The sequence below is a fragment of the Aeromonas sp. QDB25 genome, from assembly GCF_027707725.1.
Lineage (GTDB): Bacteria > Pseudomonadota > Gammaproteobacteria > Enterobacterales > Aeromonadaceae > Aeromonas > Aeromonas caviae.
Genome location: NZ_JAPCIZ010000017.1, coordinates 61,637 through 72,392, shown reverse-complemented (window position 1 = coordinate 72,392; position 10,756 = coordinate 61,637). Strand labels below are relative to the sequence as shown.

The 10,756-nt window shown below is 62.0% G+C and carries 12 protein-coding genes and 1 pseudogene; 1 reads left to right on the top strand and 12 read right to left on the bottom strand.

Going from position 1 to position 10,756, the window contains the following annotated elements; genetic code table 11:
- Nucleotides 1–157 precede the first annotated feature (157 nt).
- The 3 genes from PG883_RS08415 to yfcD form a co-directional block, all read right to left on the bottom strand.
- A complete protein-coding gene (locus PG883_RS08415) occupies nucleotides 158–1,126 on the bottom strand; it encodes a calcium/sodium antiporter (protein WP_010673489.1) in 969 nt (322 codons plus the stop codon).
- A 124-nt stretch (nucleotides 1,127–1,250) separates the two neighbouring features.
- Nucleotides 1,251–1,721: a peroxiredoxin gene (locus tag PG883_RS08410; RefSeq protein WP_041213349.1), complete on the bottom strand. Its 471-nt coding sequence runs from the start codon at nucleotides 1,719–1,721 to the stop codon at nucleotides 1,251–1,253.
- Nucleotides 1,722–1,833: 112 nt separating this feature from the next.
- Complete coding sequence (gene yfcD / locus PG883_RS08405; RefSeq protein ID WP_080769921.1) at nucleotides 1,834–2,364, bottom strand: NUDIX hydrolase YfcD; 531 nt, start codon at nucleotides 2,362–2,364, stop codon at nucleotides 1,834–1,836.
- A gap of 177 nt (nucleotides 2,365–2,541) precedes the next feature.
- On the opposite strand from yfcD, the gene PG883_RS08400 reads away from it, so the two are divergent.
- Complete coding sequence (locus PG883_RS08400; RefSeq protein WP_010673486.1) at nucleotides 2,542–2,757, top strand: DUF1107 family protein; 216 nt, start codon at nucleotides 2,542–2,544, stop codon at nucleotides 2,755–2,757.
- Nucleotides 2,758–2,852: 95 nt separating this feature from the next.
- Here the strand turns inward: PG883_RS08400 and PG883_RS08395 are convergent, their stop codons facing one another.
- From PG883_RS08395 to PG883_RS08355, 9 genes and pseudogenes are all read right to left on the bottom strand, one after another.
- Nucleotides 2,853–3,596: an amino acid ABC transporter ATP-binding protein gene (locus PG883_RS08395; protein WP_010673485.1), complete on the bottom strand. Its 744-nt coding sequence runs from the start codon at nucleotides 3,594–3,596 to the stop codon at nucleotides 2,853–2,855.
- 13 nt (nucleotides 3,597–3,609) lie between these two features.
- Nucleotides 3,610–4,704, bottom strand: coding sequence for an amino acid ABC transporter permease (locus PG883_RS08390; protein WP_010673484.1), 1,095 nt, complete (start codon nucleotides 4,702–4,704; stop codon nucleotides 3,610–3,612).
- A gap of 9 nt (nucleotides 4,705–4,713) precedes the next feature.
- On the bottom strand, nucleotides 4,714–5,901 hold the full coding sequence (locus tag PG883_RS08385; RefSeq protein ID WP_048208147.1) for an amino acid ABC transporter permease: 1,188 nt from the start codon (nucleotides 5,899–5,901) through the stop codon (nucleotides 4,714–4,716).
- Between the two features lie 62 nt (nucleotides 5,902–5,963).
- The gene (locus tag PG883_RS08380; protein ID WP_010673482.1) at nucleotides 5,964–6,983 is read right to left on the bottom strand and encodes an amino acid ABC transporter substrate-binding protein; all 1,020 of its coding nucleotides are present in this window, start codon (nucleotides 6,981–6,983) and stop codon (nucleotides 5,964–5,966) included.
- A 460-nt stretch (nucleotides 6,984–7,443) separates the two neighbouring features.
- Complete coding sequence (locus PG883_RS08375) at nucleotides 7,444–7,755, bottom strand: DUF2845 domain-containing protein (RefSeq protein ID WP_029313965.1); 312 nt, start codon at nucleotides 7,753–7,755, stop codon at nucleotides 7,444–7,446.
- Nucleotides 7,740–8,753 carry an ABC transporter permease gene (locus PG883_RS08370; RefSeq protein ID WP_053288161.1) on the bottom strand — a complete coding sequence of 338 codons (1,014 nt, stop codon included), beginning with the start codon at nucleotides 8,751–8,753 and terminating at the stop codon, nucleotides 7,740–7,742. The genes PG883_RS08375 and PG883_RS08370 overlap by 16 nt, the downstream gene beginning before the upstream one ends.
- 79 nt (nucleotides 8,754–8,832) lie before the next feature.
- Entirely contained in the window at nucleotides 8,833–9,714 is an 882-nt protein-coding gene (locus tag PG883_RS08365; RefSeq protein WP_128296597.1) for an ABC transporter ATP-binding protein, read from the bottom strand.
- A gap of 137 nt (nucleotides 9,715–9,851) precedes the next feature.
- On the bottom strand, nucleotides 9,852–10,463 hold the full coding sequence (locus PG883_RS08360; RefSeq protein WP_010673478.1) for an FKBP-type peptidyl-prolyl cis-trans isomerase: 612 nt from the start codon (nucleotides 10,461–10,463) through the stop codon (nucleotides 9,852–9,854).
- 192 nt (nucleotides 10,464–10,655) lie between these two features.
- A pseudogene (locus PG883_RS08355) lies at nucleotides 10,656–10,742 on the bottom strand (copper homeostasis protein CutC); the annotation flags it as partial.
- Nucleotides 10,743–10,756: the final 14 nt, after the last annotated feature.

The following is a 10,756-nucleotide window of genomic DNA, read 5'->3' as shown; positions in this document are numbered from 1 at the left end:
ATATGATGCACGGCGACAGCAGGGTGATGGTGGTGGTGTGTTTGGAGACAGCCAGTTTACCAGCACCCTGTCTGTCAACTTCCACTTTCCCAGGATCCCGCGAAGAACCAAAAAAGAGGGGACGCCGCGGCGTCCCCTCTTTCATGTCATCACCAGACTAGATGAACTGGCTCGTCAGCAGCCAGCCGGTGTAGGCGACGAAGCAGGCGAGCAGCACGCCCCCCTCCAGCCGGTTGATGCGCCCCTGCCCCTTGCGGCCCAGACACATCACCAGCAGCAACAGGGTCAGCCCCATCATGATGCTCCAGTCGCGGGAAAGCACTTCGGGCGCCACCTCGAGCGGGTGGATGCCTGCGGCGATGCCCACCACGGCCAGGGTGTTGAACAGGTTGGAACCCAGCACGTTGCCAAGGGCCAGATCGTGCTCGTTCTTGCGGATGGCGATGAGGGACGATGCCAGCTCCGGCAGGGAGGTCCCCACCGCGACTATGGTCAGGCCAATCACCAGATCGCTGATGCCAAAACCCTGGGCGATGGTCACCGCCCCCCACACCAGCAGACGGGAAGCCCCGATCAGCAGCACCAGGCCGACGATGAGCCAGAGGATGGCGCTCTTGAGAGACATACCCTCGGAGACGATGTCCTCCTCGGTATCCGTATCCAGCGCATCCCCCTTGCCGTTCATGCCGGCCCAGATGGACCAGCCCATCAGCACTGCGAACACGGCCCCCAGAATGGCGGCATCCATCCGGCCCAGATTGCCATCGATGAGCAGGGCGCCGGAGAGCAGGGTGATGCCGAGCAGGATGGGGATCTCCTTGCGCACCACCTGGGAGGCGACGGCGATGGGGCTGATCAGGGCGGTCAGACCCAGGATCAGGGCAATATTGGTGATGTTGGAGCCATAGGCATTGCCGAGCGCGAGCCCGGGATTGCCCTGGGAAGCCGCCAGCGCGGAGACCACCATCTCGGGGGCCGAGGTACCAAAACCGATGATCACCATGCCGATCAGCAGCGGCGGCATACCGGCGTAACGGGCGGTGGCGGCGGCGCCGTCCACGAACTTGTCGGCACTCCAGACCAGCAACGCCAGTCCGGCAATCAGGGCAACAAAAGCCAGGGTCATATTGTTCTATCTCATCCACGGCAAACACGAGAGCCAGGCAAGTTGCCTGGCCCCATCCAAACGCGGCCTCAGTGTAACGGGGCCGCTTGCTATTTCAAGGTGTAATCAAACGCCGATTAATCTTTCACAGCGCCGCCAGCAGGCTCTGGGCATCCGACACCTCGAACTTGCCCGGCGCCTCCACGAAGAGCCGCTCCACCACACCATCGTTGGCGATGAGGGCAAAACGCTGGGCCCGCACGCCGCCGAAGGCCCCGGTCTCCTTGGCAAGACCCAGTGCCCGGGTCCAGCTGCCGTCGCCGTCCGCCAGCATGGTGATGTCAGCGGCGTTCTGTGCCTCCTGCCACGCCTTCATCACGAAGGCGTCGTTGACCGACAGACAGCACAGTTCCACCCCCTTGGCCCTGAACTGATCGGCCAGCACCACGTAGCCCGGCAGGTGGGCGTTGGAGCAGGTGGGGGTGAAGGCGCCGGGCACCGCAAAGAGCACCACCCGCTTGTCGGCAAACAGGGCCCGGGTATCCTTCACCTGCTTGCCCTCGGCGGTGATAAAGGTAAATTCCCCTGCGGGCAGGGATTGACCGACCGTGATCATGATGACGCATCCTTCTGTGGTTCAAAGAGGCCCAGTCTACCCCATTCCACCAGAAGGCGAAGGGGTCCATCGAGCAGCAACAAAGCGATTGGGGAGCGAACGCCTGTCGCCCCTATTTCTGGCCTGATGGCAGGCGCCTTGCCTGCCAGGTGGCGATGGCGAGCAGGGAGTCGGGCGTGAACTCGCCCGCCCGATCGGCTATCTCGCCCAGGCTCATCCAGTGCACCTCGCTCACCTCTTCGGCCTGCAGTTGCAGCGGCCCCTGATAGTGACAACTGAACAGGCCGCCCCAGACCCGGTAGCGGCTGCCGCTCGCCTCCCCTTCGGCATAGAAGGTGCCGTAATCCTGCAGGGGCACGTCGCGGATCCCAAGCTCCTCGGCCAGCTCACGCCGGGCGGAAAGGGCCATGGCCTCCCCCGTGGTCACCACGCCACCGGCGCAGGCATCCAGCATGCCGGGGCAAAAATCCTTGCTCGGGGTGCGCCGCTGCACCAGGATGCGCTCAGCCTCATCCAGCACCAGGATGTAGCTGGCACGATGGCGCAGGTTTTCCTGACGCACCCTGGCGCGCTCGGCCACCCCGATCACCCTGTCCTGCTCGTCTACTATGTCCACCCACTCCACGTGCGGCACCTTTGTCATGTCTGCAATGGCCGCAGTATATCGGGCCCCGGACCCGGACTCTCACTACTTTTTCAACGCCGGGGCTGCACGCCAGTCGATCACAAGACAGATTCATACAAATCTTTATCAAGTGTCACATCTGTGTCACGGTCCGTCGGCATAGTGTGCCCTGTCCAAACAACAGGGTCTCTTGCCATGAAGGTGTTCAAGCAGTGGTCTCCCCGTCGAATTGCTCGCTATATCAAGAGCTTCCATCATGGAAGTTTCATGGTTGAAGCACTGGGGCGGTTTGAGTTTCAAGGGGGGATCATCGATGTGAAGCCGTTGAGCTGTCATCAGGCGCTGAGCCTGGCCCGGCAGATCAACCTGGCCGTGCGCGATCTGCGCACCACCACCCTGTTGCCGGGCTGACATACTCCTTTCTGTCTGTCGTCGACTTCCATGTACACATTTGCCCGCCGCTCATTCGAGCGTGCGGGCTGTTTTTCTGAAGGTTGTGCCCTGCCTCAGTGCTGCAGGATCTGGGAGAGGAAGAGCTTGGTCCGATCGGACTGGGGGTTGTCAAAGAACTGATCCGGCACGTTCTCTTCGATGATTTGCCCCCGGTCCATGAAGATCACCCTGTCCGCCACCTGCTTGGCAAACCCCATCTCGTGGGTGACGCAGAGCATGGTCATCCCCTCGTGGGCCAGCTCCACCATCACATCCAGCACCTCCCGCACCATCTCGGGATCCAGCGCAGACGTCGGCTCGTCAAACAGCATGACCTGGGGATTCATGCACAGACTGCGGGCGATGGCGACCCGCTGCTGCTGGCCACCGGAGAGCTGCCCCGGGTACTTGAGCGCCTGCTCGGGGATCCGCACCCGGCGCAGGAAGTTCATGGCGATCTCCTCGGCCTCCTTGCGCGGCAACTGCTTTACCCAGATGGGCGCCAGGCAACAGTTCTCCAGCACGGTCAGATGGGGGAAGAGGTTGAAGTGCTGGAACACCATGCCCACCTCCCGGCGCACCGTCTCAATGTTCTTGAGATCCGAGGTCAGGGCCGTGCCCTTGACCAGGATGTCTCCGCTCTGGTGCTCTTCCAGCCGGTTGATGCAGCGGATCATGGTGGACTTGCCCGACCCCGATGGTCCGCAGATGACGATCTTCTCCCCTCTGCCCACCTGCAGGTTGATGTTGCGCAGCACGTGAAACTCACCGTACCACTTGTTGACCTCTTTCAGTTCGACAACTGCGTCCGTTTTCATATCAGAACGACTCCTAATGCTTGTGGCCCGTGTTGAGTTTGCGCTCCAGATAGATGGAGTAGCGGGACATGCCAAAACAGAACATCCAGAAGATCATGGCGATAAAGACATAAGCTTCGGTGGAATACCCCAGCCAGGCCGGATCCGCCAGGGCCACCTTGGAGATGGCCAGCAGATCGAACAGCCCGATGATCAGCACCAGGCTGGTGTCCTTGAACAGGGAAATAAAGGTGTTCACCAGGGAAGGAATGGTGATCTTGAGGGCCTGGGGCATGATGATGAGGCCCATCACCTTCCAGTAGGAGAGCCCGAGGGCATCCCCCGCCTCATATTGCCCCTTGGGGATCGCCTGCAGCCCCCCTCTCACCACCTCGGCCACATAGGCCGCCTGGAACAGGATGATGCCGATGAGCGCCCGCAGCAGCTTGTCGAGCTCCACCTCGGTACTCATGAACAGTGGCAGCATGACGGACGCCATGAAGAGCACAGTAATGAGCGGCACCGCCCGCCAGAACTCGATGTAGACGGTACAGAGGCTGGAGATGACCGGCATGTGGGAGCGACGCCCCAGTGCCAGCAGGATGCCGAACGGCAGTGCTACGACTATGCCCACCACCGCCAGCACCAGGGTGAGCATCAGCCCGCCCCAGCGGTTCGTTTCCACCACCTCCAGCCCCGCTCCCCCATGGATGAGGAAGAAGGCGATGACAGGGAACACCAGCAGGGTGAAGAGCGCCAGCCACCCCTTGCGCGGGGTCTTTGGCCAGATGAGCAGGGCCAGCAGCGCCGCCAGACCGGCGAAGGTCAGGTTGATGCGCCAGTACTGATCAGCCGGGTAGAAGCCATAGAGATACTGCCCCAGCCGGCTCTCGATGAAGATCCAGCAGGCACCGCCCTGGACGCAGGCCTCGCGGCTGCTCCCCTGCCAGGTGGCCGAGAACAGCGCCCAGTCCAGTGCAGACCAGATGAGTGGCAGCAACAGATAGGCCAGCACCAGGGTCAGCAGGCCGTTCCACCAGTTGGGGAAAAGGTTCTGCCTGATCCAGGCGAGCGGCCCCCGACGGTGGTTGGGAGGCGGCAGCGCCTCCTGCAATTCATTCACGAACATGACAGCTCCCTAGCGCTCAACCAGCGTCATTCTGCGGTTGTAGATGTTCATCAGCACCGAGGTGGTGATACTGATGACGAGATAGACCCCCATGGTCATGGCGATGACCTCGATGGCCTGCCCTGTCTGGTTGAGAGTCGTCCCCATGAACACCGAGACCAGATCCGGGTAGCCGATGGCGGTCGCCAGGGAGGAGTTCTTGGTGAGGTTCAGATACTGACTGGTCAAGGGAGGAATGATGACCCGCATGGCCTGGGGAATGATCACCAGCCGCAGCGTCTTGGTGGGCGAGAGCCCGAGGGCGGAAGCCGCCTCCGTCTGCCCCTTGCTGATGGCCAGGATGCCGGATCGCACTATCTCGGCGATGAAGGCCGCCGTATAGATGGTGAGCGCCAGCAAGAGGGCCGCGAGCTCCGGCAGCACCGTCAGCCCCCCCCGGAAGTTGAACCCTTGCAGCGCAGGCACGCTCCAGCTGAGCGGGCTGCCCGCCAGCAGGAAGGTGATCCCCGGGAGCAGCATGACCAGGGCGGCCACACAGCGCCAGAACGGGAAGATCCTGCCGGTCAGGGCCTGACGGCGGCGAGCCCAGCGGCCCAGCCCCCAGCTCAGCAGCACCGCGAGCACCAGTGCCCAGAGCACGTAGCCGAATCCCTCTTCGAACAGGGGCTTGGGCAGATAGAAGCCCCGCACGTTGAGGAAGGCGAGCCCGCCTATATCCACGCTCTGACGCGGGGAAGGCAGGGTACGCAGCACCGAGAAGTACCAGAAGAAGATCTGCAGCAGCAGCGGGATGTTGCGAAACGTCTCTATGTAGACGGCCGCTATCTTGGCCACCAGCCAGTTGCGCGACAGGCGCGCGACCCCGAGTGCGAACCCGAGCAGGGTGGCAAACAGGATGCCGAGCACGGAGACCAGCAGGGTGTTGAGCAGACCCACCACAAAGGTGCGACCGAAGGTATAGGTCTCGTCGTAGGGGATGAGGCTCTGCAAGATGCCGAAACCGGCCGTGTTGCCCAGAAAATCAAAGCCTGTAGTGATACCACGGGTGGCCAGATTGGTCAGGGCATTGTTGACGATGTAGAACAGAAACCCGATAACCGCCGCGATGGCCAGGCACTGGAAGAGCAGCGCCCGCACCTTGGCGTCATACCACCAGCGGCCCTGTTCTTTCCTATGGTTTGATGCGTGTAACGCCATGAGGATAACTCCGACAAAGCCAGGGAAAACATGGGGGGCCAGGCCCCCCGGTGACTGTCGACTCAGCGGATGGGTGGCGCGTACATCAGACCGCCCTTGTTCCAGAGGGCATTGATGCCGCGATCAATCTTGAGGGGGGAGCCGGCACCGACGTTGCGATCGAAGGATTCACCGTAGTTGCCGACCTGTTTGACGATGTTGTAGGCCCATTTGTCATCCAGCCCCAGCACAGTCCCTTTGGGCTCTTCCAGCCCCAGCAGGCGACGGATGTCAGGGTTGGTGGACTTGAGCATCTCGTCCACGTTGGCACTGGTGACCCCGGCCTCCTCGGCATTGAGCATGGCATTGAGGCTCCAGCGCACCACCTTGAACCACTGATCGTCACCCTGACGCACGGCTGGGCCCAGCGGCTCCTTGGAGATGACCTCCGGCAGCACCACGGCTTCCTCTGGCTTGGTGAGCTTGATCTTGAGGGCATAGAGCTGGGACTGATCCGAGGTCAGCACGTCACAGCGGCCGGCTTCGAAGCCCTTGACGGTCTGATCCGAGGTATCGAACACCACTGGGGTGTACTTCATGCCGCCATTGGCGCGGAAATAATCGGCCAGGTTGAGCTCGGTGGTGGTACCGGACTGGATACAGACGGCGGCACCGTCAAGCTCCTTGGCGCTCTTGACCCCGAGGGACTGCTTGACCAGGAACCCCTGCCCGTCGTAGTAGTTCACCCCGGCGAACGTGAGGCCCAGCGACCCATCCCGGGTCAGGGTCCAGGTGGTATTGCGCGAGAGCAGATCCACTTCCCCGGACTGCAGGGCGGTAAAGCGCTCCTTGGCGGTGAGGGAGACATACTTGACCTTGCTGGCGTCCCCCAGTACCGCGGCGGCCACGGCGCGGCACACGTCCACGTCGAGCCCGGTCCAGGTTCCCTTGGCATCCGGGTTGGAGAACCCGGGCAGGCCGTCACCGACCCCGCACTGCACGAATCCCTTCTTCTTGACGGCATCCAGCGTACCGTCCGCCCACGCATTGGCTGCCATCAGCGACAGCGCCATCACCATACCTGCCTTGTGTATCTGCTTCATGTCACTCTTCCCTGTGGTTTGATTCGAACAGGCATCAAAATCTAGCGAGATGCCATCGTTTCCCTGCTTTTTGGCAGCTTATCCAGCCGCAGAAAAACCTGTCAATCGGTGCAATCCGGCCCAACCATGGTGCAACAGAACAAAATATCTAAACGGGGGAATATGCACTCTCAGAATCAAAAGTAGACCCTTATTTGCCAAATAGCCTGCTGCTTAAAACCCTTCTTGGCATGAGGATTATTTTTCGAAAATAAATCGGCTGCACCGCATTGGGGCAGCCATTTCTGCTGACAACTGACTCATCAGATTCAGTTTTATGCCAAAAGCACCAGAGTGAGGCAGCATGACTCCATATGGAAAAATGGCGATGACAGGCAGGGAAAAGCAACAGAAAAAGAGGTAAAAGGCGGGAAAATGGCGACCTCATCTCCCGCAGGCTGGGCTTCAGAAAACCAGGAGGTCATCCTCCCCGTGGACCATCCGCAATGTCGGTGATGACGCCGTTTTCGACGGTGACAAACTGCATGAATTCCCGCTTGCCGAAGTTGTAGGTCCAGCGCTCGGCATACTTGACCGTCACTCTCGCCCCGAAGCCGTTCTCCTCGAAGCGGGTGAGATCTTCCTTGAGCATCGGCTGGCCGCAGCGAACCAGCAGCTCTGCCGTGGTGTCTCCCTCGGTCAGCAAGGCGTTCTTGCAACGCAGGGTACCTGCCTGCACAGGCAAGGCCGCCACCAGCAACAACCACAGAACAGGTTTCATTTTGCACTCCATTTGAACAGCATGGCTCCCAGCGAGATGCACACCAGGGCGAACACCATGACCTGACCCAGAGGGCCTGCCACCTCCTGCCATCCCGCCCCTTCCAGCATCACGGCGCGGGCTGCTTCGATGATCTGGCTGAGGGGCAGCCTGGCCGCAAGCTGCTGCAGCCAGGCGGGCGCGCCTTCCAGCGAGAACCAGACACCGGATAAAAACATCATGGGCAAGCTGATGAGATTGAGCAAACCGCTCGCCAGCTCCTCGTTCTGCAGGCGAGCGGCGATGAGCAGGCCAAGGGAGGCCATGGCCGTTCCTCCCGCCAGAGCGATCACCAGCAGCAGCCACCCCGACCCGATGAGGGGCACATCCAGCAGCCAGTAGGCCGCGCAGAAGACCAGCAGGCTCACCACCAGGGTGATCAGCACCCGTGACAGCAACTGGGCGAAGAGAAACTCCAGCGCGCCGAGCGGCGTGGCTCGCAGCCGTTTCAGCACCCCGTTCTTGCGATAACGCACGATGACAAACCCGACCCCGAACAGGCCGGAGAACATCAGGTTCATGCCGATCACCCCGGGCAGCAGCCAGTCGCCGTAGCGGATGGCGCGCCCGCTCAGGGACTCTCTTTGCAAGGGCTCCTGCACCGCCTGGCGCAGCAGATACTCGGCCATGGCCCCCTGAGGGGCGTCCGGGTTTATCCAGTAACGCCCCCCGGCGGGTGAGAGCAGCAGGTCCAGCTGATGGTGACGGACCTTGAGCTGGCCTCTCGACGCCTCGTCATAGGGGATGATCTTGAGCAGCGGCACGGCGCGCAGCGGGGCATAGGTTGCGGGCAGTTCCCCCACCACCCCGATCTGCACCAGCGGTTTGGGCGGGCCGGAGAAGATGAGGGAGAAGCCGATGACCAGCAGGAGCGGGAAAAGCAGGTTCCACACCAGGGCCGCGCGATCGCGTACGAACTCGAGGGTGCGGGCATAGAAGAGCGCCCCGATGCGCTTGAGGGATCCCTTCATCGTCCACTCCCGGGATTACATGTCGGCAAGGCGTACCACAGCCCGGAGGCCACGGTCAGACAGAACTCGGTCATCCCTCTCATGCGCCGCTCCGCAGGCTGTGGCCGGTCAGGTTCAGGAAGAGATCTTCCAGATTGGGGGAGCGCACCTGCATGCCGGTGAGCGGCACACCAAGATCCAGCAAGGCTGGCAGCAGGGTCGCCACGTCGGGGCAACAGAGCTCCACCTGATCGCCTACCGGACGCAGGGGATAGCCGAGCCCAGCCAGGGCCGGGTGCCCCCCAAGGCGCACCAGCACGCCGTCGAAGTGTTGCGCCAGCAAGGCCGCCGGCGTATCCAGACTGAGCAGGTGGCCGTGATCGACGATGGCAATCAAATCGCATAGTTGCTGCGCTTCGTCCATGTAGTGGGTGGTGAGCACCACCGTCTTGCCCTGGGCCTTGATCGCCTCTATTCGCTGCCAGAAGTGGTGGCGCGCCTGGGGATCCAGTCCTGTGGTGGGCTCATCCAGAAACAGCAGTTCGGGATCCCCGAGCAGGGCCAGAGCCAGCAGCAGGCGCTGACGCTGGCCCCCCGAGAGCTTGCGACTGTCCCTGTCGATGAACTCGCCCAAGGCGCACAGATCGATGAGCAGCTCCCGTGGCAAGGGATTGGGGTAGAGGCTGGCGAACAGGCGCAGGGTATCGCGCACCGTCAGGAAATCCTGCAGCGCCGTGTGCTGGAACTGGATGCCGATGCGGGAGCGATAATCCGGGCCGCGCGGGGCGCCGTGAAACAGGATCTGGCCGCTGTCCGGGGTGAGGATCCCCTCCAGCAATTCTATGGTCGTGGTCTTGCCCGCCCCGTTCGGGCCGAGCAGGCCGAAGCAGCTGCCGGCGGGAATGACAAAACTGAGCCCGTCCACCGCCTTGACGCCGGGGAAGTGCTTGACGAGATCGACGACCTCGATGATGGCTGCCATGGCGTGTCTCCCTCACATGGCCGGAATGGACGACGCTCTGACTATATCCAAATCCCCGCCGTAGGCACATGGCCCGTTTGGGCGGTCCAAAAACAAACGGCGACCTCAGGGTCGCCGTTTGCATCACGCCAGCCGGATCACAGGATGTCCAGCAGCTCCACTTCGAATACCAGAGCAGAGTACGGCGGGATGGAGCCGGCACCACGGGCACCGTAGGCCAGATCCTGCGGAATGTAGAGCTTCCACTTGGAGCCAACCGGCATCATCTGCAGCGCTTCCACCCAACCGGCGATCACGCCGGTCACCGGGAACTCGGCCGGTTGGCCGCGAGCAACGGAGCTGTCGAACACGCCACCGTGGGTGAAGGTACCGTGGTAGTGCACACGCACGGACTGACCGGCAACCGGCACGGCGCCATTGCCTTCGACCATGACTTCATATTGCAGACCGGAGTCGGTGGTCTTCACTTCGGCGCGCTTGGCGTTGTCGGCCAGGAAGGCTTCGCCTTCGGCGGCAGCGGCCTTGGCGGCAGCTTCCTGCTCTTCCTGCATGCGGGCGGTGATGACCTGGAAGGCATCGTTGATATCGTCACGGCTGACCGCGAACTCCAGACCGTTCAGGGCATCAGCCAGACCTTGTTGCAGGGCCGGGATATCCAGACCGGCGAAGGCTTGCTGAGCCAGTTGGTCGCCCATGTTGCGGCCGATGCCGTAGCTGGCCTTCTGTTCGATAGAGTCGTATTGGGACATTGAGAGATTGCTCCGGGTCCTGATGGTAAAAGAGTCGGGATGATAACAGACTTTTTCGCACCGTGCTGCCAAGACGCCCCTCAATTGCCCGCCGGTGGGAGACGCCTCACATCGGCCCCCCTCATCCCCGCCCCTTCTCCCGCAAGGGGAGAAGGGAGCAAAACAGAGCACCATGCCGCCGCACGGCCTGTATCAGGCCCTGTCCAGCAACGCCCGCACCGCTGCGACCTTGGCGCCGTCGGTGATGTTGACCCGGCCATCGTCCGAGGTGCCCATGTTGTCGTCACAGAGAG

Coding starts and splice junctions, on each gene's coding strand:
- PG883_RS08415 (WP_010673489.1), bottom strand. CDS start 1,126: ATGACCCTGGCTTTTGTTGCCCTGATTGCCGGACTGGCGTTGCTGGTC.
- PG883_RS08410 (WP_041213349.1), bottom strand. CDS start 1,721: ATGATCACGGTCGGTCAATCCCTGCCCGCAGGGGAATTTACCTTTATC.
- yfcD (WP_080769921.1), bottom strand. CDS start 2,364: ATGACAAAGGTGCCGCACGTGGAGTGGGTGGACATAGTAGACGAGCAG.
- PG883_RS08400 (WP_010673486.1), top strand. CDS start 2,542: ATGAAGGTGTTCAAGCAGTGGTCTCCCCGTCGAATTGCTCGCTATATC.
- PG883_RS08395 (WP_010673485.1), bottom strand. CDS start 3,596: ATGAAAACGGACGCAGTTGTCGAACTGAAAGAGGTCAACAAGTGGTAC.
- PG883_RS08390 (WP_010673484.1), bottom strand. CDS start 4,704: ATGTTCGTGAATGAATTGCAGGAGGCGCTGCCGCCTCCCAACCACCGT.
- PG883_RS08385 (WP_048208147.1), bottom strand. CDS start 5,901: ATGGCGTTACACGCATCAAACCATAGGAAAGAACAGGGCCGCTGGTGG.
- PG883_RS08380 (WP_010673482.1), bottom strand. CDS start 6,983: ATGAAGCAGATACACAAGGCAGGTATGGTGATGGCGCTGTCGCTGATG.
- PG883_RS08375 (WP_029313965.1), bottom strand. CDS start 7,755: ATGGAGTGCAAAATGAAACCTGTTCTGTGGTTGTTGCTGGTGGCGGCC.
- PG883_RS08370 (WP_053288161.1), bottom strand. CDS start 8,753: ATGAAGGGATCCCTCAAGCGCATCGGGGCGCTCTTCTATGCCCGCACC.
- PG883_RS08365 (WP_128296597.1), bottom strand. CDS start 9,714: ATGGCAGCCATCATCGAGGTCGTCGATCTCGTCAAGCACTTCCCCGGC.
- PG883_RS08360 (WP_010673478.1), bottom strand. CDS start 10,463: ATGTCCCAATACGACTCTATCGAACAGAAGGCCAGCTACGGCATCGGC.